The sequence below is a fragment of the Streptomyces sp. NPDC005303 genome, assembly GCF_040607335.1.
In the GTDB taxonomy this organism is placed as follows: domain Bacteria; phylum Actinomycetota; class Actinomycetes; order Streptomycetales; family Streptomycetaceae; genus Streptomyces.
The window spans coordinates 19,530-40,348 of sequence record NZ_JBEXGM010000002.1 but is presented as its reverse complement, the minus strand read 5'-3'; the positions used below and the strand labels follow the sequence as shown (position 1 = coordinate 40,348).

Sequence of the window (20,819 nt, the reverse complement as noted above, 5' to 3'; positions counted from 1 at the left end):
CTATGTACGGAGCAGCATCACCCAACCGACGCCGCTTTCTGACCACGGGCGCCGCGGTGCTCGGCGCCGCCGCCTCCGCCCAGCTCTGGCTGCCCGGCATCGCGCGGGCGGCGGAGACCCCGCTGCCCGACGGGGTGTTCAGCCTCGGCGTGTCCTCCGGCGACCCGCTGCCGGACGGCATCGTGCTGTGGACGCGGCTCGCCCCCGATCCCCTGAACGGCGGAGGCATGCCCGACAGGGTGGTGCCGGTCGACTGGGAGCTGGCCGAGGACCAGCGCTTCAGCAAGGTGGTCCGCCGCGGCACCGCGCAGGCCCTGCCCGCGTACGGACACAGCGTCCACGTCGATGTACGGGGCCTGCGCGCGGGCCGTACGTACTGGTACCGCTTCCGCGCCGACGGCCAGCTCTCGCGCACCGGCCGCACCCGCACCGCCCCCGCCCCGTACACCTCCCTGGGCACCCTGCGGGTCGCGCTCGCCTCCTGCCAGAACTGGCAGAACGGCTACTTCACGCCCTACGCCGACATGCTGGACCAGGACCCCGACATCGTGCTGTTCGTCGGCGACTACATCTACGAGTCGGCGCCGTCGTCGGCCGGTCCGCGCCGGCACGAGGGCACGGGGGAGCCGTACACCCTCGTCCAGTACCGCAACCGGTACGCCCAGTACCGCACCGACCCGGACCTCACCGAGATGCACGCGAACGCGCCCTGGGTGGTCACCTTCGACGATCACGAGGTCGACAACGACTGGGCCGGCGAGATCCCGCAGGACCCCGCGAAGCAGCCGCACGACGCCTTCGTGGCCCGGCTGACGGCGGCCTTCCAGGCGTACTACGAGCACATGCCGGTGCGCGCCACCGCCGTCCCGAACGGCCCGCACATCCAGATGTACCGGCGCCTCGAGTTCGGCCGTCTGGCCCGGCTGAACGTGCTCGACACCCGCCAGTTCCGCAGCGACCAGGTCACCAGCCAGGCCGCCGCCCAGGACCCCGCGCTCACCATGCTCGGCGCCGAGCAGAAGCAGTGGCTGCTCGACGGACTGCACGGCTCACCGGCCCGCTGGAACCTCGTCGCCTCGCAGATCATGATGGCCGAGACCGACATCCTGGCCGGCGAGGGCAAGCTCTGGTACTACGACGCCTGGGACGGCTACCAGGTCGAACGCAACGCCCTCCTGGAGGAGTTCAGGACCGTGCGCAATCCGGTCGTGCTCTCCGGCGACCGCCACTTCACGATGATCAGCGACCTCAAGGAGGACTACGCCGACCCGTCCTCCCGGGTCGTCGGCGCCGAGTTCGTCGCCACCTCCATCTCCAGCAACGGCGACCAGGACCAGGCCGCCTTCCACGCCCAGTGGGGCCCGCTGATGGCCGACAACCCGCACTGGAAGTTCATCGACGCCCACCGCGGCTACCACCTCTTCGACATCGACCGGCACGGGATCGACGCGCAGGTCCGCGCCGTGGACACGGTGGTCGCGCCGCAGGCGACGGCAAGCACGCTGGCGCACCTGCGGGTGGACGCGGGCAAGCCGGGGGTGCGGCACGCGTGACGCGGGCTGCCTGAAAGGGGCGCGCTCCTCATCACGGTCCCACGCTCCTCTCAGGTGACACCCGCCTGCTGGAACCCCAGCTTCTGGCGCCGCCACCGGCACGACCGGCTCGTCGGGCGCTGGGTCCGGGCGGTCGGTCCGAAGAGGATCACCGTCGTCGTGGTCGACGACCGCGACCGCGGTGGACTGCTGCGCACTTTCGAACAGCTCCTCGGGCTGCCCGAGAATCTGCTCCAGCCCGTTCCGGACGCCGCGAATCGTTCGCTCACCCTTGCCGAGACCGAAATGCTGCGGAATCTTAACAAGGAATTCCGCGGCAATGGACTGCCGGACGAGTTGTATTCCAGGCTCGTCCGCAACGGCGCCGTCATGCATATGAAGAACGCGTGCAGCCCCTCGCCCGAGGACGTGAAGATACTCACTCCCGAGTGGGCCTTCGAAGCCGCCGCCGGGATCGGAGCCGAGATGGCCCGGGCCCTCGGTGACCTGGGGGTGCGGATCATCGGTGATCCCGGTCTCCTGTCCGCGCCGCCGCAGGCGCCCGCCCTGGAAGGGATCCCGGCCCCGCGGATGTCGCCCGAGGTGGCGGCCCAGGCGTTGTACGGGGCGCTCGCAGCGGCGGCCGTATCGCCGCGGCACCTCTCGCCGGCCCAAGGCGCGCACCGTGCACCAGACGTCGTCGTTGGAACTGATGCGGGTACTCGGTCACCGGTGTCTGAAGAAGCTGCGCCGCCGCTGAACTCCAGGGCGGTCGCCGTTACCGGCAGTGCAAGATGAATGACAGGTAGCGCGTACATATGCAGCGAACGGCGGTCACCTTGCACAGCGGTAACCGCAAGTGGGACCATTTCCCCGTTCCCTGTCGCCCCGAGGTAGGTCTTCTGTGTCCCAGCACATCGCCAAGCCCCGTACCACCGCAGTGATCCTGGCCGGTGGTACCGGTCAGCGCGTGGGTCTCTCGATCCCCAAGCAGCTGCTGAAGATCGCCGGCAAGGCAGTCATCGAGCACACCCTGACCACCTTCGAGAAGGCCGACTCCATCGACGACATCATCGTCCTGATGGCGCCGGGCTACGTTCCGGACATAGAGAAGATCGTCGCCAAGGCCGGGTTCACGAAGGTCAAGAAGATCATCGAGGGTGGCTCCACCCGGAACGAGACCACCGAGCGCGCCATCGCGGCCCTCGGCGAGGGCCTGGCCGAGGGCGAGGACCTCAACGTCCTGTTCCACGACGCCGTACGCCCGCTGCTCTCGCGGCGCGTCATCGACGACTGCGTGGTCGCCCTGGAGCGCTTCCAGGCCGTCGACGTCGCCATCCCGTCCGCGGACACCATCATCGTCACGCGCACGCACGGCCTGGACGGCGAGTTCATCACCGAGATCCCGGACCGCTCCCGGCTGCGCCGCGGCCAGACCCCGCAGGCCTTCAAGCTGTCCACCATCAAGCGCGCCTACGAGGTCGCCGCCGGTGACCCCAACTTCCAGGCCACGGACGACTGTTCGGTGGTGCTCAAGTACCTGCCGGACGTGCCGATCCACGTCGTCGCGGGCGACGAGTACAACATGAAGGTCACCCAGCCCGTCGACGTCTTCATCGCCGACAAGCTCTTCCAGCTGGCCTCGACCGCGGCTCCCGAGCAGGTCAGCGACGACGCCTACCGCGAGCTGCTCACCGGCAAGACCATCGTCGTCTTCGGCGGCTCCTACGGCATCGGCAAGGACATCGGCGAACTCGCCGAGTCCTACGGCGCCAAGGTGTACGCGCTGGGCCGCTCCACCACCGGCACGCACGTCGAGAACCCGGAGGAGGTCGACGACGCGCTGTCCAAGGCGTACGCCGAGACCGGGCGGATCGACTACGTCGTCAACACCGCGGGCGTGCTGCGCATCGGCAAGCTGGCGGAGACCGACAACGCCACCATCGAGGAGGCGCTGAAGGTCAACTACCTGGCCCCGGTGCAGATCGCGCGCTCCTCGTACAAGTACCTGGCGGAGACCAAGGGGCAGCTGCTCCTTTACACCTCCAGCAGCTACACCCGCGGCCGCGCCGAGTACAGCCTGTACTCCTCGACCAAGGCGGCGATGGTCAACCTGACGCAGGCCCTGTCCGACGAATGGGCGGGTGACGGCGTCCGGGTGAACTGCATCAACCCCGAGCGCACCGCCACGCCCATGCGCACCAAGGCCTTCGGCCAGGAGCCCGCGGGCAGCCTGCTGTCCTCCGAGGCGGTGGCCCGCACCTCGCTCGACGTGCTGCTCTCCGAGCTGACCGGGCATGTCATCGACGTCCGCCAGCAGGACCCGACGGCCTCCGCGGGCCAGGCGTCCGGCTTCGAGCAGGCGCTGGCCAGTGTCCTGGACCGTCAGGACGGCGTGGCATAATCAGGGACAAATAGTTTTCGGTAAATTCAGGCCTCTGTGGCTGCCCGTTCTTGGCGCATTCACAGGGGCCTGAAGCCTTAAGCAAGGCCAGAAGTCGCAAGCACCATCAATTCGTAAACAACCGGCATCCCTCCCAGAGCAGGTTTTCAGTGATAAGCACCGCTATTCGCGTCGCCCGGGTGGGCAGCGCGGCCGAGCTGGCCGCGGCGGTCCTCATGATGGCGGGCTTCCCCGCCATCATGGTGGCCGCGCTCATTCCGAGCGTCCCAGCCTTCGCGGCCGCGACCGCCGTCACGTACCTTGCGGACCACTATCTGCACCGCCAGGGCAGTTATCTGATCAACCGCCTCAGCAAGGTGCGCGCCGGACTGTCGATCCGCTTCCTGATCAGACAGCTCCTGCTGATCCTGCTGCTGGCCCGGCTCGACCTCTCCAACAACCTGATCTTCTACGGCGCCACCGCCTGCTTCATCGCGTTCTACGGCCTCCAGGCCCCGCACGGCGCGCTGGTCACCCTGATCCGCAACCGCCGTCGGCTCCCGGTCGCCACCCGCAACGTCGACCTGGCCTCCCGCATCCGCATCCCGGACGCTCCGCCGATGGGTCTGCTGAACCGGTCGGCCGAGAAGATGCTCCACCTCGACCTCGCGGCCGTCGTGGGCGTAGTCGTCGCCGCCGCGATGGACTCCACGCTGCCCGGCTTCATCGGCATCGGCGTGACGATCGCCCTGGGCTCCCTGTACGTCCTCGCGCTGATGCCGTACGTGAGCAAGAGGAAGATCCCGCCGACCGCCGACGAGGTCCTCGCCAAGGTCGACGACTGGCTGCGCGACTACAAGCCGGAGACGGTGCTCTACTTCTCCGGCTCCAAGGACTCCGCCTACCAGGTCAACATGTGGCTGGAGACCATGGAGCAGCTGGTCTCCCGGCCGCTGATCATCCTGCGGGAGCGGGTCATCCTGCAGAACCTCGCGCCCACCACGGTCCCCGTCATCTGCGTGCCTGGAGGGGTGCACCTGATGAACATGGACCTGTCCACGGTGCGGGTCGCGCTGTACGCGGCGAACGTCGGCAAGAACATCCACCTGCTGCGCGTGCCCACCATGAAGCACGTCTTCATCGGTCACGGCGACAGCGACAAGCTGGCGAGCGTCAACCCGTTCAGCAAGGCGTACGACGAGGTGTGGGTCGCCGGTCGGGCCGGCCGTGACCGCTACGCCATCGCCGACGTCGGCGTTCGCGACGAGGACATCGTCGAGGTCGGCCGCCCGCAGCTCGCGCCGATCCAGACCCGGCAGGGTGCGGCGGACGGCCCCCGCGGCGGTGCCGCTGACGGACGCTGCCCCACCGTGCTGTACGCGCCCACCTGGGAGGGCTGGGACGGCGACCCGGGCAACACCTCGCTGATGCTGGCCGGCGAGAACATCGTGCAGACGCTGCTGAAGGCCGACCCGCCGGTCCGCGTCCTCTACAAGCCGCACCCCTTCACCGGCACGGTCCTCGCCAAGGCGGGTGCCGCGCACCAGAAGGTCACCGCGCTGATCGAGGCGGCCGCCGCCGAGCGCGCCACGGACCCCCGCTTCCAGGCCGACGCGGCCGCGCAGGCCACGGCCAAGGCCGAGCTCGCCCGGATCGAGGCGCGGCTCGCCGCCCTGGCCGGCAACGGCGGCGAGAAGGGCGACGAGGCCGAGGCCACCCGTGACGGCGTGGTCGACGTGGCCAAGTACGAGGAGATCGCCCGGCTGCGCGGCGAGTGGAACGACGCGTACTGGCGCTCCTTCCCGGTGTGGGAGCACCGGGTGGTCACCGGCGCCGAACCGCGGCTGTACGACTGCTTCAACGTCTCCGACGCCATGGTCTCCGACATCTCCAGCGTGGTGTCCGACTTCATCGCGAGCGGCAAGCCGTACGCGGTCACGGACTCCGCCGAGCTGGGCGTGGAGGAGTTCAAGCGGCAGAACACCGCGGTGCGCGCCGCCACGATCCTGTCCAACAGGGCCACCGAGCTGGGCGAGCTGCTCGACGCGGTCCGAGACCCGGCGGCCGACCCGCTGGCCGAGGACCGGGTGGAGCTGAAGCAGTACCTGCTCGGACCGGACGAGCCCGCGTCCATCGAGCAGTTCAACACCGCGGTGGCCAACCTCGCGATCAAGGCCGAGGCACGCAACGTCGGCCAGGAGTCACGGCCGGCCGCCTCGACGGCGGAGGCCACGACCAAGGCCTGATCTCCCGTTCGTAAAGAAAGGGCCCGGTTTTCGGAGGTGATCCCGAAAACCGGGCCCTTCCCGCGTATGTCCCAGTGCCGGAGAGCAACCCTTTTCCCCGGTCGGCCGTCTAGGGGATTGCCCCTGAGCAGATCTGGGGGAAACAGACCGTGACTGGGGGAGAAGTGACCGTTACGCAGCCTGATGTGACCGTGGTCATCGGGGCGTACGAGGCGATGCCGTATCTCGTCGACTGCCTGGCCTCCGTCGAGGCGCAGACGATCGGCCACGCGCGCATCGAGGTCATCGCGGTCGACGACGGCTCGGCGGACGGCACCGGGGAGTACCTGGAGGAGTTCGCCGCGCGCACGCCCCTCGACGTCAGGGTGATCCGGCAGGACAACTCCGGCGGTCCCAGCGGCCCGCGCAACGTCGGTCTGGGCAAGGCGAGCGGGCGTTACGTCTTCTTCCTCGACGCCGACGACCGGCTCGGCCCCGAGGCCCTCCAACGCATGGTCGCGATGGCCGACCGCAACGGCACGGACGTCGTTCTCGGCCGGGTCGAAGGCGTCAACCGCAAGCCGCCGACGTCGATGTGGGGACAGACCCTGGAGCGCACCGACGTCTTCTCCTCCAACATCAAGTTCACGCTGAGCGCGCAGAAGCTGTTCCGCCGCGCGTTCCTGGAACGGCACAGCATGCGCTTCGACGAGTCCCTGTGGACCGGTGAGGACGCGCTGTTCACCATGGAGGCCTATCTGCGGGCCGACGGGGTCTCCGTGATCGCCGACCACACCTGCTACTACCTGGTGGGCCGCGAGGACGGCAAGCACGTCACCAAGACCGGCAGCCACACCCTGCGTTTCGACTCCGCACGCGCCCTGATGACTCTGATCGCCGACATGGTCCCGGCGGGCGCGAGACGCGACGCGCTGATGGTCCGCCCCTTCCTCGTCACCCTGCTCCCGCAGTTCGGCCCGAAGTTCCTGAAGGACGGCGAGGCGGTACGACAGGAGAAGCTGGAGTTGGCGAAGCCGCTGGTGGACGCGTACTGGACCGGCGAGGTGGCCCACCGCCTCCGTGTCCACGAACGTCTGCGGCTCCAACTGGTGGCGATGGGCCGCCCGGACCTCCTGGTGGAGGTCCTGGAGTTCATGAAGGCGAAGAAGACCCCTGAGGCGGTGCTGGAGAAGGGCGGCCGCCGGGTGTATTTCGCCTACCCGTTCTTCCGCGACCGGTCGGCGGGCCTGCCCGACTCCCTCTACCTCGCCGAGCCGCGCGAGGCCCGGGGGGTCCCGGGCTACCGGGAGGTCGGCGTCGACCAGTTGCTGCGCCGGGCGGTCCGCAAGGCGCGCAGGGTGCTCACCCCGGCAGGGTGAGCCTCCCGGAGGCGCACACGGTCCCCTCCTCCCGTCGCTGCCCCGGAAGCCTCCGCCCCCGAGCCACCGCGCTCAACGCCTGAACCGCCCTGTTGAACCGTTCCTGCGAAGAAGGCTCGTCCGGTCCCAGCAACCGCCGCTTCAACTCGGCGCGGGCGGCCACGAGTTCGTCCCGCTCCGGATCCCGCACCGTGTCCAGCAGCGCGGGCACCCCCGCCGCGTCCGGCGTCAGTACCGTCGCCGCCCCCGCCGTGGGGAAGGCCGCACGGAACGCGGCCTCGCTCAGGCCACTCGTGTTCGCGACCGCGTACGGCTTCCCGCTCGCCAGGAAGTCGCTGACCACGCTGGACACATCGCTGATCAGCAGGTCGGCCCGGTTGAAGCAGGCGTACAGCGCGGGCCGGGCGTCGGTGACGACCTGGTGCTCCCACTCCGGCAGCGAGGCCCAGTACGCCCGCTCCCAGGCCGCCGTCGCCCCGGCCACCGCCTCCGCACGGCCCGGCTCCGGCGTGGACTGCAGCAGCATCCGCTCGACCGAGTCCGCGGCGGACCGGAAGGACGCGATGGTGAGACGGTCCAACTCCCTTGTCCTGAGGACGAGTTCACCGTCGTCCACCGGCCGTTCCCCCGCTCGCTCCCGGTTTGCCGCCCGTACCAGCTCACGGATCCGCAGGTCCGCCGCGCCCGCCCGCGCGTCCACCGACCCGGTCAGCGGATGCGGCTTGTACAGCAGCCGTACCCCGGGGTCCGCGAGCAGCGCCCGCACGATGTTCTCCCCTGCCTCGATCACCGACGTGTTGCCGGGGTTGCCGTCCCAGCCCTCCCAGGTCGGGGCGTACAGCACGGTCGTGTACGGCCCGGTCGGCGGCCCCTCGTACGGCCGTACGGCGTCCAGCTGCGGGCGGCCGATCTCCACCACGTCCTTGTCCTCGACGCCGACCTGGGCCGCCGCGTACCGCTCGCGGGCCGCGGGACCGGCCACCCACACCTCGTCATAGGCCTTCGCGTACGGGTTGCAGGAGGACAGCTTGTCGCTCTCGCCGTGGTTGACGAAGCAGTGCTTGATCGTCGGGATGCGCAGGACCTGGGAGGTCTTCCCGGAATTCGACGGATGGATGAGGACCTGGAGCGTGGACTGTTCCAGGCGCAGCAGCGTGGACACCTTCGGCAGGCAGACGATCGGCACGTCGGTCGCGGCGATCTTCTGCACCATGAACCGCTCGCGCAGGATGATGACCGGCCTCCCGTCGAGCTTCGCGAGCGGCTCCAGCCACATGTCGGCCTGGTAGGCGGAGGAGACCCCGCCGGAGAAGTACAGCCCGACGGTCGGCCGGTACTCGGCGAGCCACGCGTCGAACCAGTCCAGCACCTCCTGCTCGCCCGCCGGACGCCGGCTCGGCAGCAGTCGTACGAGAAGGTCGTGGAGGCCCAGGAGCGCGAGCCCGAGGGACATCGCGATGCCGAAGGCTGCGCACCGGGGCTCGCCGGTGGCCGCCGTGGCCAACAGGCCCGTCGTAGCGGGCAGGCCGTGCACCAGCAGGCGGGGGCCGGGACGGCGCAGCAGGGCGGGCGGGGCCGGGGTCAGGCGCAGCGCCGAGGCGTCGATGTTGCGGGTGACCACCGGGAGGGTGCGGGTGCGGCGGACCAGGACGGAGGCCGCCTGGATCGCGCAGTGCAGCGCGTAGAAGGCGAGCAGACCGGCCACCAGCACGGTGTACGCCGTCTCCTCGGCCTCCGGGGTCAGCCTCAGCAGGCCGACGACCAGCAGCAGGTCGCGCAGGACGTGCCGCACGGTGATGTCCGCGTGGGACTTGGCGAACAGGGACACCATGCCGCGCTGCCAGCGGTGCAGGACGCCCTCGACGGCCAGGGAGGCGGCCGTCGCGGCGAGCAGCAGCGGAACGTGCGGACGCAGGGCGGCGGAGGCCTGGGCGACGACGGCGGCTGCCAGGACGGCGGCGACCAGCGCTCTCGTCGCGGTCTGCCGGCCCGGCAGCCGCAGCGCGGACCGGAGGCGGGGGAGACGTTTTCGCACGGGGGACACTCCAGGGTCGTCGCGAGACGGACGCCCTGGTTAACGGGTGCCGACCTCCGGACGACACGCGCGTGTCTTCCGTCCGCCGCGGAGGTCAGGTGCTATGCGCGGGTGCTGTCGGACCAGCGGGGCCGGCAGGTCCTCGGTGCGCTCCGTCGTCGACCGGTCGGCCAGGTCGTCGACGGCCGCTTCGAAGCGCTCCATGGAGGTCGGGCGGTCCGGCCCGAGGACGTACTCCTTGAGGGTGCGGCGCTGTGCGGCCATCGGGTCGTGGTGGGGTTCGCGGACCGACCGCAGGATCTGCGGCAGCCGGGCGCAGGCGCGGTCGAGGAGATAGGCGCCGCCCGCGGTGCCCGTTTTCTTCGGAACAGGAAGCGGCGCCGGGGGGAAACGCGTCCGGTATCGGGTCCGGGGACCGGACGGATGCGCACCGCCGCGTCCCCTTCGCGTACATTGCGGGCGAGGTACCCGAAGTGGCACGAGGGGACAGGACACCAAGGTGACAGGGGCAAGGCAGGCCGTGGGCGAGGCCCGCAGGATCGTCGTCAAGGTCGGCTCCTCGTCGCTGACCACCGCTGCCGGCGGCCTCGACGCCGACCGGGTCGACGCGCTCGTCGACGTCCTCGCCAAGAGCCGCAGCGGGGGAGAGAAAGAGATCGTCCTCGTCTCCTCCGGGGCCATCGCCGCAGGCCTCGCCCCGCTCGGCCTGCGCCGCCGCCCCCGGGACCTCGCCCGCCAGCAGGCCGCCGCCAGCGTCGGCCAGGGCCTGCTCGTCGCCCGCTACACCGCCTCCTTCGCGCGCTACGGCGTCCGCGTCGGCCAGGTGCTGCTGACCAGCGACGACATGAGCCGCCGCGCCCATCACCGCAACGCCTCCCGCACCCTCGACAAGCTCCTCGCGATGGGCGCCTTCCCGATCGTCAACGAGAACGACACCGTCGCCACCGACGAGATCCGCTTCGGCGACAACGACAGGCTCGCCGCCCTGGTGGCCCACCTGGTCCACGCCGACCTGCTCGTCCTCCTCTCCGACATCGACGGCGTCTACGACGGCGACCCCAGCAAGCCGGGCACCTCGCGGATAGCTCAGGTGCGGGGACCCGAGGACCTGGCGGGCGTCGAGATCGGCAGCGCCGGCAAGGCGGCCGTCGGTACCGGCGGCATGGTCACCAAGGTCGAGGCCGCCCGGATCGCGGCCGCCGCCGGTATCCCCGTGGTCCTGACCAGCACGATCCACGCGGCCGAGGCGCTGTCCGGCGGTGACACCGGCACCTACTTCCACCCCGCCGGCAAACGCTCCGCGGACCGTCTGCTGTGGCTCCAGCACGCGTCCACCCCGCAGGGCGCGCTGATCCTGGACGACGGCGCGGTGAAGGCGGTCGTCGACCGACGCAAGTCGCTGCTGCCGGCCGGGATCGCCTCCGTCGAGGGCGAGTTCGTCGCGGGCGACCCCGTCGAGCTGCGGGACGGCACCGGGCACGCGGTGGCCCGCGGGCTCGTCAACTTCGACGCCAGGGAGATCCCGCGGTTGATCGGCCGCTCCACCCGAGAGCTGGCGCGCGACCTGGGACCGGCCTACGAGCGGGAGGTCGTCCACCGGGACGATCTGGTGATCCTGCACCCCTGAGGGGGCTTCCCGGCGTCCGCCGGCTCTTCCGGCGCCCCGTGTGCCCGAAAACGGGGTGAACGCCCTGCCAAGAGCGTCGCCCTGAGGTGGACGTTCCGCAAAACCGCCCCACGAGCCCTTGCGGCCTGCTCAACTTTGTCCCAGGGACACATTCCGCCCGACCCGTGGGGTCGACCTGTGCATGAAGGAGGCCGTCGTGAGACGAGTGCGCCCTGGGGCGGCGGCGTCCCGCGCTGGTGCGGCGGCTTCCCGCGGCGGATCCGGCCCACCCGGAGGGACCGTCGCGCGGGCGGCCGGCACTTCGGCTCCCGCGGCGGGGGCGGCCGGCTCGGCCACCCGGGCGGCCGGTGAGGAGCGCACCCTGACGAGCGTCGCGGCCGGCGACCGGTACCAGGGCGAGGAGCCCCGGGATCTGCCGCGCCTGTGGCATGTCACCCTCAGCGTCTCCGGCGAGGAGGCCCCGCTGAAGGAGGTCCGGCGCGCCCTCGAACAGCTCGCCCACGACCACCCCTTCCTGCTGACCAGCCGCTACGCCAACGACCACGCGGAGATCCGGTACTGGGAGGAGGCCCGCGACCTGCATGACGCGGCCGCCGTCGCCCTGCGCCTGTGGGGCGAGCACCGCCAGACGGCGGGACTGCCGCCCTGGGAGATCGTGGGCCTGGAGGTCATCGACCGCCAGACCTACCACCAGCGCATCGCCGAGGGGTACGGCCCACCTCCGGCCACGCCGGTGGGCGCCCACCCGTTCTGACGACCGCCCCTTCGACCATGTCCCTTTGATCCCGTCTCGCGCTGTGGAACAACAGGTGGACGGCCCCGCCCGGCGCACTACCCTTCCGGTATGACCTCGCTCTCGCCGTACGACTCCATGACCCCGGTCACCCAGGCCGCCTACCGGGCCAAGGCCGCCGCCGCCGACCTCGCCCCGCTGCCCAGGGCCGAGAAGGACGACGCGCTGCTCGCCATCGCGGACGCCCTGGAGGTCCGTACCAGCGAGATCGTCGAGGCCAACGCCAAGGACATCGCCAAGGCCCGCGAGGCCGGCACCAGCGAGTCGGTCATCGACCGGCTGACGCTCACCCCGGAGCGGGTGCGCGCCATCGCCTCCGACGTCCGGGACGTCGTCGCGCTGCCCGACCCGGTCGGCGAGGTCGTGCGCGGCTCGACCCTGCCCAACGGCATCGACCTGCGCCAGGTCCGCGTCCCGCTCGGCGTGGTCGGCATCATCTACGAGGCCCGCCCGAACGTCACGGTCGACGCCGCCGCCCTGTGCCTCAAGTCCGGCAACGCGGTCCTGCTGCGCGGCTCGGCCTCCGCGTACGAGTCGAACACCGCCCTCGTGCGGGTCCTGCGCGACGCCGTGGGCGGCGCCGGACTGCCCGCCGACGCCATCCAGCTCGTGCCCGGCCAGTCCCGCGAGAGCGTGCAGGAGCTGATGCGCGCCCGCGGCCTGGTAGACGTGCTCATCCCGCGCGGTGGCGCCTCGCTGATCCAGACCGTCGTGACCGAGTCGATCGTCCCCGTCATCGAGACCGGCACCGGCAACTGCCACGTCTACGTCGACGCCCAGGCCGACCTCGACATGGCGATCGACATCCTGATCAACTCCAAGGCCCAGCGGGTCAGCGTGTGCAACGCCGCCGAGACCCTCCTGGTCCACCAGGACATCGCCCCCGAGTTCCTGCCGCGCGCCCTGGACGCCCTCGCCGAGGCCGGTGTGACCGTCCACGCCGACCAGCGGGTGCTGGCGTACGCGAAGGACACCAAGGCGACCGTCGTCGAGGCCACGCTGGAGGACTGGGACACCGAGTACCTCTCCTACGACATCGCCGCCGCCGTCGTCGACTCGCTCGACAAGGCCGTCGAGCACATCCGGCTGTGGACCTCCGGCCACACCGAGGCGATCGTCACCACCTCCCAGCAGGCCGCCCGCCGCTTCACCCAGCTGGTCGACTCCACGACGGTCGCGGTCAACGCCTCCACCCGCTTCACCGACGGCGGCCAGTTCGGCTTCGGCGCGGAGATCGGCATCTCCACCCAGAAGCTGCACGCGAGGGGCCCCATGGGCCTGCCGGAGCTCACCAGCACCAAGTACATCGTCACCGGCGACGGTCACATCCGCCGCTGATCCCAGGGGCGCCAGGGGGCGCGGCCAGGGCATATGCGTCCGGCAGGCGCCCCGGACCCGCCTCCGTGGTGCACGAGAGGCGTCTCACCAGGCGGATGAATTTCCATACCGTCTGCCCAAATTGACCCCCCAGGTCTACTCTGGATTCGTGCCGGAGGACGTGGGGGGCACGCCGTTCCCTGACGGCTGGGAGCCCGACGACGACCACGACCGCGGGGTGTCGGACGAAGAGTTCGCCTCCGTGGTCTTCGACGAGGCCTTCGTACGGGCGGCCGTGGTGCACGAGCCGACCGCCGTCGAACGCCTCCTTGCCGCAGCGCAGGCGAGAGCGGAGGCCTCCGAGGCCGAGGCCCGCCGCGCCCGCCCCAGAGCCGAGCGATACGAGGACGGCTTCGGACCCGGCGGTTTCGGCCATGATCCCGATCTCGACGACCTGGACGACACCGAGGTCCTCGAAGGCCGCTACGGCGCCCCGGGGACATACGGCAAACAGGTCCGCTGGCACCGCCCGGTCGCCTGGATGCTCGCCCTCGTCATGGGCATCGGCATGGTCGCGCTGGCCTTCACGGCGGTCTACCGGGGCGCCTCCTCCGGGAGCCGCGACCGCGTTCCGCCGCCCGCCTCGACCGGTCTGGAACAGGGGGGCACGGTGACGCCCTCGGCGTCCGCCGACTACTCCCAGCCAGCCGTCTCCGCGGTCCCGCGAACACCCTGACGATCCTGGTGAGAACCTGTCAGAACTTGTCGCACAGCAGGGCGTTTACCTGAGCTCCCCGAGACCTACCCTGAAGATATGGGAGGGCCAGGAGACCCACCTGAGGGGACACCCGAGGGCGCCCCCGTGGGTGGTGAGGACGAGTACCGATCCGTCGTATTCGACGAGTCGTTCGTCCGCGCTGCCCGCCTCCAGGAGTACTCCGCGCACGAGCGCATGTCCGACCACGCTCCCGCCGTACGCCGGCGTCCCCCGCTGCGCCGGGGACTGTCCCGACAGGCGCTGATCCTGGTCCTGCTGATCGCCGTCGCCTTCGGCACCGCGATCTACATGGGTGTACGGCACCCCTACCAGAACGCCACGATCCGCCGGCCCGTCGAGCCCCTGCGGATGACCGTCATCCCGCTGGCCCCCGCGGGAAGGGTCCCGGGCCACCCCGACGCCGAGTACCTGTACGCGCACAGCCCCGCCGCGCAGTACCGCGTCGGCGCCGAGGGCATCCCGCTGCCGGCCTCCCGCCGCACCGCGCACTTCTCCGACAGCCAGGTCGTGTCCGCGCTGACCACGGCCAAGGACTACATCGTGCGGTCCTCACTCGACCCGGACGTCCTCGTCGGCAACCAGGTCCGTGCCGCGCGGGTGCTCCTCGACACGGACCAACTCGACCAGTTCGACCAGAGTTTCACCCACCCCGCCGCCGACGGACGGCATGCGCCGACCGGCTGGCTGGTTCGTTTCGACCCCGCCGAGGCGCGGCTGGCCGACGGAAGGATCAGGGTGCAGGGAAGTCTCCAGGCCGCCGAGACCGACTCGTCGACGCTGGAGGTCACCGCGGACCACACGTTCGTGTACGCGCTGCGGTCGGCCGGCGACGCGGATTCCGCGGTGTCGCTGTTCACCGTCCGGCGTGAGCTGCACTTCCGGTTCGACCGGGACGACCTGCGCATGCACACGGCCCAACTGGTCGTGTCGTACGTCCAGGCCGGCCCCCTGTCCTGCGCGGAGGACTCCACCAACCGGCTGCACCCGCTGTTCGCCGGGCAGACCGCGAAGGCCGGCGGACCGGCGGGTACGGATCCTTACGCCACGGGTAGCGCCCCGGCCCTGTGCGGGACGTTGGCCACCAGCGCGCAGCCGAAGGTGTGACAGCGGAGCCGCGCCGACACGGCCCCGCACCCCTTCTCGGGTGGGCTCAGTCACCCTCACTGTCACGAGGCGTGTCCGTCGGGGGCTCGCCGTCCCGCGGTGCGGAGTTGGAGAAACCGCCGAAGCCCCTGCGCACCCTGCCGCCCAGGTCGCCCGCCCCGCCCGCGATGTCGCTGACCAGCTTCATCAGGGGGTCCTTGGAACTCTTGACGTTGGTCGCGTAGCTCGCCGCCGACTCACGGAAGGAGTCCGTGACCGAGGTGTCCTTGTCCTCCGTGCGGCGCGGGTAGTGGCCGTCCATGATCCGCTGGTGGTCGCGGGACTCGGCCCACTTCTTCAGCTCGGCCGCCCGCACGGTGGTGAACGGGTGGGAGCGCGGCAGCACGTTCAGGATCTTCAGCACGGAGTCGCGCAGGTCACCACCGGCCTCGTACTCCTCGGCCTGCTTCAGGAACGCGTCCACGTTCATCTCGTGCAGATGGTGACCGCCGGCCAGCTTCATCAGGCCCCGCATCGAGGCCTTCAGGTCCTGGCCGACCAGGAGACCCGCCCGGTCCGCCGACAGCTCCGACTTGCGGAACCACTCGCGCAGCGCGGTCACGATCGCCATGATCGCGATGTTGCCCAGCGGGATCCACGCCACCCTGAGGGCGAGGCTGGTCAGGAACAGCAGGATGGTCCGGTAGACCGAGTGGCCGGAGAGGGCGTGGCCCACCTCGTGGCCGACGACCGCCCGCATCTCCTCCTCGTCGAGCAGGTCGACCAGACCCGTGGTGACGACGATGATGGGCTCGTCCAGGCCGATGCACATCGCGTTCGGCTGCGGGTCCTGGTTGACGTACATCGGCGGGACCTTCTCCAGGTCCAGGATGTAGCACGCGTCCCGCAGCATGTCGTTGAGGTATGCGAACTGCTGGTCGGACACGCGCACCGAGTCGGACAGGAACAGCAGCCGCAGGCTCCGCTCCGGGAGCAGGCCGCTGAGCGCCTTGAACACCGTGTCGAAACCGCTCAGCTTGCGCAGCGCCACCAGGGCGGAGCGGTCGGCGGGGTGCTCGTACGCACGTGAGGAGATTCCCGGGAACCGCCTGCGCTGCCTGCTCGGCACGTTCTCGTGTCCGTTGTTCTGATGGCCGTCGTCGGACATGTCTTCCCCCATGTGCGTCTTTGGCTGTGCCTCGTCGGCCCCTTCGGCCTCCGAGATCCTTTGCGGACCCTTGTGCGGCCCTTTGCGCCCCCGAAGCAGACCCCAGACTAGGCGGAGATAGCGTGGACGGGCAGTACAGCGAAGGAGTCCACGTCATGGAGCACACCCGGGCCGCCTGGCTCACCGAGGCCGCGAGCGCCGCCGAGCAGCAAGGGTCCGGCAATCTGCTCAGGGTCGTACTGATCGTGATGTTCGTGGGCTGTGCGTTCACCGCGTGGTTCCTGCTGCGGGGGTACAAGCGGAAGGACGACTGAGGGAGGGCGAAGGTTCCCCGACGTCCGAGGGCGGCATCCAATGGAGGAGTCGGCGTGATCGCCGCCGTGGCGCCCGCTTACCATGAGCCGACATCTTTATCCCGCCCTCCCCCACTCTCGGCCGCGCTCGAGCGGGGGGACCCTCATCGGATAGGTCTGCCGAAGATGAGCTTCCACAGCACCGCTGCCCAGTTGGTCACCCTCGCCGCAGAGGGCGAGGAGCACGGCGGCAACCACGAGAGCCTCAACCCCCTGGTGACCGGCGGCGGCGCCTTCATCATCCTGCTGCTCCTGCTGTGGATCACCACCCGTTTCAACCGCGACCGCTGAGGCGCCGGGTGCCCAAAGCGGGGCACTCCGGGCCACCGCCGGCCGGGGTCCTCAGGTCGGGCCGGTAGGGTCTGCACGCATGGGAGAGCAGGACATGCCTACCGGCCCGGGGAACATCCCGTCGAGTCCCGGCAAACGCCGTCTGGGCGTCATGGGCGGAACGTTCGACCCGATCCACCACGGGCACCTCGTGGCGGCCAGCGAGGTCGCCGCGCAGTTCCACCTGGACGAGGTGGTGTTCGTGCCGACGGGTCAGCCGTGGCAGAAGACCCACCGCATGGTGTCCCCGGCCGAGGACCGCTATCTGATGACGGTCATCGCCACCGCCGAGAACCCGCAGTTCTCGGTCAGCCGCATCGACATCGACCGCGGTGGCGCGACCTACACCACGGACACCCTGCGCGACCTCAAGGCCCTCAACCCCGACACCGACCTCTTCTTCATCACGGGCGCCGACGCCCTCGGCCAGATCCTCACCTGGCGGGACGCGGAGGAACTGTTCGCCCTGGCGCACTTCATCGGAGTCACCCGGCCCGGCCACACCCTGGCCGACCCAGGGCTCCCCGAGGGCGGCGTCTCGCTCGTCGAGGTCCCGGCCCTCGCCATCTCCTCCACCGACTGCCGGGCGAGAGTCGCCAAGGGCGACCCCGTCTGGTACCTGGTGCCCGACGGAGTCGTGCGTTACATCGACAAGCGCGAGCTGTACCGCGGCGAGTGAGCCGAGAGGGGCACCGGTGAACGACCGATACGACGCGGGCTACGGCGACGACCAGGAGAACCAGTACGCGCTCGTCGGCTACGACGAGTACGGCCGGCCGGTGTACCAGCAGGTCCCGCCACAACAGGCCCCGCAGCAGCAGTACGACCCCTACGCCCAGCAGGGCTACGGCTACGACCCGTACGCCACGGGCGGCGGGCAGGCCGCGCCGTACGACACGGGCACCCAGAACCCGGTGCCGCCCTACGACCCCTACGGCGGCGACACCAGCCAGCAGGCGCCCGTGCCGCCCTACGACCCCTACGCCGACGGGGGCGCGCAAGGGGGCGGTTCGGCGACGCCGTACGACCCCTACGGCCGGGCCGCCGCGAGCGGTCGGCAGCCCCGTGTCACCGAGCAGACCGCCTACATCCCGCAGCAGGGCGGACCGGTCGGGGGGACACAGGCCGGGCAGGGGCAGCCCGCGGGCTCTCAAACCGGCCAGGGCTACCGCGGTGCGGTCCACGAGGATCCTGCCGGCGCGGGTCGTCCCGGCGCGGGGCGTGCCGGTGCGGAGACCGCCGACGGGGACGAACGGCAGTACCACACCGCGCAGTTCGCGTTCGTCGAGGAGCCCGACGGTGACTCCGAGGACGTCATCGACTGGCTCAACTTCACCGAGAACCGCACCGAGCGCCGCGAGGAGGCCAAGCGCCGCGCCCGCAGTCGGCTCGTCGCCCTGGTCGTCGTCCTCGCCCTGGTCGCGGTGGGTGGCGTCGGCTACCTCTGGTACGCCGGGAAGTTGCCCGGTCTGTCGGACTCGGAGACCAAGAAGGGCCCCACGATCGCGGCGAGCGCCCAGAACCGCGACGTGATCGTCGTCCATCTGCACAACACCACCAAGGGCGGCACCTCCACGGCGCTGCTCGTCGACAACACCACCATCAAGCAGGGCACCACCGTCCTGATCCCCAACTCCCTCAACCTGACGGCCGACGACGGCTCCACGACGACCCTCGCCAAGTCGGTCGACGACGACGGCTCCTCGGGGACCGTCGACTCCCTCGACACCGTCCTGGGCACCGACATCGAGGGCACCTGGCGGCTGGACACCCCCTATCTGCAGAACCTGGTCGACCTCGTCGGGAACATCGACGTGGACACCAACGCCGCGGTGCCCGACCCGGGCGCCAAGAAGAAGGGCCAGGCACCCCTGGTCGCCAAGGGGAAGGACCAGACCCTCAGCGGCAAGATGGCCGTCGCCTACGCCACCTACCGGGCCTCCGGCGAGGCCCAGAACGCTCAGCTGGAGCGGTTCGGCCAGGTCCTGCAGGGCGTACTGCGCAAGCTCTCCTCCGACCCGACGGCCGCGACCACCACCGTGCAGACGCTGGCCCAGATCCTCGACCCGTCCCTGACGGACAAGGACCTCGGCACCTTCCTCGCCAAGCTCGCCGACCTCGCCAAGAGCGGCGACTACAAGACCGCGCTGCTGCCCGTCCAGCAGGACGGCACCCTGAGCGCGGCGACCGGCGCTAGCGTGGTCAAGGACGTCCTCGGCGGCAAGGCGAAGAGCCCCGACAAGGACGCGGCGGTGAGCGTCTCGGTCCAGAACGCCACCGGCACCAAGGACAACACCGAGAAGGCCCGCGTCGTCCTCCTCAACGGCGGCTTCACCTTCATCGACGGCGGCACACCCGGCTCGTCCCAGGCCACCTCCAAGGTCGTCTACGCCGACCCCGCCGACAAGGCGAACGCCACCGAGGTCGCCAAGACCCTGGGCCTGCCCACCGGCGCCGTCAGCAAGGGCACGATCTCCTCCAGCGCGAACGTCTCCGTCGTCCTCGGCCAGGACTACAAGCCGGACTCCTCGTCCTAGCCCCGGCTCCGGGCCCGCAGCGGCACCCCGCGTGATCTCCGCCATCACGTGGGGTGCCGTCCACGGTCCGTGAGACCCTTGGTGTCAAGTGCCCGCCGACCGAAAGCCTTGTAGTGACCGCCACTGACCGTTCCCTCGAGCTCGTCAACACCGCCGCGCAGGCGGCCGCCGACAAGCTCGCCCATGACGTGATCGCCTACGACGTCAGCGACGTCCTCTCGATCACCGACGCCTTCCTGCTGGCCTCCGCGCCCAACGACCGCCAGGTCAAGTCCATCGTCGACGAGATCGAGGAGCGGCTCTCGAAGGAGCTCGGCGCCAAGCCGGTGCGCCGCGAGGGCGACCGCGAGGCCCGCTGGGTCCTGCTCGACTACGTGGACATCGTCGTCCATGTCCAGCACAGCGAGGAGCGGGTCTTCTACGCCCTGGAGCGGCTGTGGAAGGACTGCCCCGAGCTGGAGCTCCCGGCCGACGCCAAGGCGACCCGCGGCAAGGGGGAGGAGCACGCCAAGCTCCGGGCCGAGGAGGACGACGCCGAGTTCGGGGAGCCGCGGTGACCGCTCCCGCCGACCGCAAGGGCCGGGGCCGCCGCATCATCCTGTGGCGGCACGGCCAGACCTCCTGGAACGTGGAGCGCCGCTTCCAGGGCACCACCGACGTCGAGCTCACCGAGACCGGTGTCGGCCAGGCCCGCCGCGCAGCCCGGCTGCTGGCCTCCCTCCAGCCCGACGCGATCGTCGCCTCCGACCTCCAGCGGGCCGCGAACACCGCCGCCGAGCTCGCCGCGCTCACCGGCCTGGACGTGGCCCACGACGAGGGCCTGCGGGAGACCTACGCGGGCGTCTGGCAGGGGCTGACGCACGAGGAGATCATCGCCCGGCACGGCGAGGAGTACGCCGCGTGGAAGCGTGGCGAGCCGGTCCGCCGCGGCGGCGGTGAACTGGAGAGCGAGGTGGCCGACCGCGCCGCCCCCGTCGTGCTGCGGCACGCCGAGAAGCTCCCCGAGGACGGCACGCTCGTCGTGGTCAGCCACGGCGGCACGATCCGCACCACCATCGGCCGGCTGCTCGGCCTGGACGCCCGGCACTGGGAGAGCCTCGGCGGCCTCTCCAACTGCTGCTGGTCCGTCCTCGGGCAGGGCGCGCGGGGCTGGCGCCTCCTGGAGCACAACGCCGGAACCCTTCCCGAGCCGGTGCTCGGCGACGACGACTGAGGGCTCGGGACCGGATTTCACTTTCCGGCAGGTCGCAGGCTAAAGTTCTTCTTGTTCGCCCGCCGA

19 protein-coding genes are annotated in these 20,819 nt (G+C 70.6%); 16 read left to right on the top strand and 3 right to left on the bottom strand.

Features of this window, described 5'->3' with window-relative positions:
* The first annotated feature begins 2 nt into the window (after positions 1-2).
* The 5 genes from ABZT93_RS04095 (at position 3) to ABZT93_RS04075 (ending at position 7,519) form a co-directional block, all read left to right on the top strand.
* Complete coding sequence (locus ABZT93_RS04095; RefSeq protein WP_356098585.1) at positions 3-1,553, top strand: alkaline phosphatase D family protein; 1,551 nt, start codon at positions 3-5, stop codon at positions 1,551-1,553.
* Positions 1,554-1,607: 54 nt separating this feature from the next.
* Positions 1,608-2,330 (top strand): hypothetical protein, encoded by a 723-nt coding sequence (locus tag ABZT93_RS04090; protein ID WP_356098582.1) that lies wholly within the window; start codon positions 1,608-1,610, stop codon positions 2,328-2,330.
* A 106-nt stretch (positions 2,331-2,436) separates the two neighbouring features.
* On the top strand, positions 2,437-3,936 hold the full coding sequence (locus ABZT93_RS04085; protein WP_356098579.1) for a bifunctional cytidylyltransferase/SDR family oxidoreductase: 1,500 nt from the start codon (positions 2,437-2,439) through the stop codon (positions 3,934-3,936).
* A gap of 149 nt (positions 3,937-4,085) precedes the next feature.
* Positions 4,086-6,161, top strand: a complete 2,076-nt coding sequence (locus ABZT93_RS04080; protein ID WP_356098576.1) for a hypothetical protein — start codon at positions 4,086-4,088, stop codon at positions 6,159-6,161.
* A 164-nt stretch (positions 6,162-6,325) separates the two neighbouring features.
* Positions 6,326-7,519, top strand: coding sequence for a glycosyltransferase family 2 protein (locus tag ABZT93_RS04075; RefSeq protein ID WP_356098572.1), 1,194 nt, complete (start codon positions 6,326-6,328; stop codon positions 7,517-7,519).
* Here the strand turns inward: ABZT93_RS04075 and ABZT93_RS04070 are convergent.
* Positions 7,503-9,515, bottom strand: coding sequence for a hypothetical protein (locus ABZT93_RS04070; RefSeq protein WP_356099768.1), 2,013 nt, complete (start codon positions 9,513-9,515; stop codon positions 7,503-7,505). The genes ABZT93_RS04075 and ABZT93_RS04070 overlap by 17 nt on opposite strands.
* A gap of 78 nt (positions 9,516-9,593) precedes the next feature.
* The gene (locus ABZT93_RS04065) at positions 9,594-9,818 is read right to left on the bottom strand and encodes a hypothetical protein (protein WP_356098569.1); all 225 of its coding nucleotides are present in this window, start codon (positions 9,816-9,818) and stop codon (positions 9,594-9,596) included.
* 256 nt (positions 9,819-10,074) lie between these two features.
* On the opposite strand from ABZT93_RS04065, the gene proB reads away from it, so the two are divergent.
* The 5 genes from proB (at position 10,075) to ABZT93_RS04040 (ending at position 15,173) form a co-directional block, all read left to right on the top strand.
* Complete coding sequence (proB, locus tag ABZT93_RS04060; protein ID WP_356099765.1) at positions 10,075-11,181, top strand: glutamate 5-kinase; 1,107 nt, start codon at positions 10,075-10,077, stop codon at positions 11,179-11,181.
* A 175-nt stretch (positions 11,182-11,356) separates the two neighbouring features.
* Positions 11,357-11,935, top strand: coding sequence for a hypothetical protein (locus ABZT93_RS04055; RefSeq protein ID WP_356099762.1), 579 nt, complete (start codon positions 11,357-11,359; stop codon positions 11,933-11,935).
* Positions 11,936-12,025: 90 nt separating this feature from the next.
* A complete protein-coding gene (locus ABZT93_RS04050; RefSeq protein WP_356098567.1) occupies positions 12,026-13,312 on the top strand; it encodes a glutamate-5-semialdehyde dehydrogenase in 1,287 nt (428 codons plus the stop codon).
* A 121-nt stretch (positions 13,313-13,433) separates the two neighbouring features.
* Complete coding sequence (locus tag ABZT93_RS04045) at positions 13,434-14,027, top strand: hypothetical protein (protein ID WP_356098564.1); 594 nt, start codon at positions 13,434-13,436, stop codon at positions 14,025-14,027.
* Positions 14,028-14,105: 78 nt separating this feature from the next.
* Positions 14,106-15,173: a hypothetical protein gene (locus ABZT93_RS04040; RefSeq protein ID WP_356098561.1), complete on the top strand. Its 1,068-nt coding sequence runs from the start codon at positions 14,106-14,108 to the stop codon at positions 15,171-15,173.
* A gap of 46 nt (positions 15,174-15,219) precedes the next feature.
* Here the strand turns inward: ABZT93_RS04040 and ABZT93_RS04035 are convergent, their stop codons facing one another.
* Positions 15,220-16,320 (bottom strand): M48 family metallopeptidase, encoded by a 1,101-nt coding sequence (locus ABZT93_RS04035; protein WP_356098558.1) that lies wholly within the window; start codon positions 16,318-16,320, stop codon positions 15,220-15,222.
* A 155-nt stretch (positions 16,321-16,475) separates the two neighbouring features.
* Here ABZT93_RS04035 and ABZT93_RS04030 point away from each other — a divergent pair, with 155 nt between their 5' ends.
* The 6 genes from ABZT93_RS04030 to ABZT93_RS04005 all read left to right on the top strand — a co-directional run bounded on the left by ABZT93_RS04030 (position 16,476) and on the right by ABZT93_RS04005 (position 20,753).
* Complete coding sequence (locus ABZT93_RS04030; RefSeq protein WP_355738686.1) at positions 16,476-16,634, top strand: hypothetical protein; 159 nt, start codon at positions 16,476-16,478, stop codon at positions 16,632-16,634.
* 165 nt (positions 16,635-16,799) lie between these two features.
* Positions 16,800-16,964, top strand: a complete 165-nt coding sequence (locus ABZT93_RS04025) for a hypothetical protein (RefSeq protein ID WP_037716950.1) — start codon at positions 16,800-16,802, stop codon at positions 16,962-16,964.
* A gap of 79 nt (positions 16,965-17,043) precedes the next feature.
* The gene (gene nadD / locus ABZT93_RS04020; RefSeq protein ID WP_356098556.1) at positions 17,044-17,682 is read left to right on the top strand and encodes a nicotinate-nucleotide adenylyltransferase; all 639 of its coding nucleotides are present in this window, start codon (positions 17,044-17,046) and stop codon (positions 17,680-17,682) included.
* Positions 17,683-17,698: 16 nt separating this feature from the next.
* Entirely contained in the window at positions 17,699-19,540 is a 1,842-nt protein-coding gene (locus ABZT93_RS04015) for an LCP family protein (RefSeq protein ID WP_356098553.1), read from the top strand.
* Between the two features lie 113 nt (positions 19,541-19,653).
* Entirely contained in the window at positions 19,654-20,097 is a 444-nt protein-coding gene (rsfS, locus tag ABZT93_RS04010) for a ribosome silencing factor (protein ID WP_356098551.1), read from the top strand.
* Positions 20,094-20,753 carry a histidine phosphatase family protein gene (locus ABZT93_RS04005; protein WP_356098548.1) on the top strand — a complete coding sequence of 220 codons (660 nt, stop codon included), beginning with the start codon at positions 20,094-20,096 and terminating at the stop codon, positions 20,751-20,753. Before rsfS ends, ABZT93_RS04005 begins: the two co-directional genes overlap by 4 nt.
* Positions 20,754-20,819: the final 66 nt, after the last annotated feature.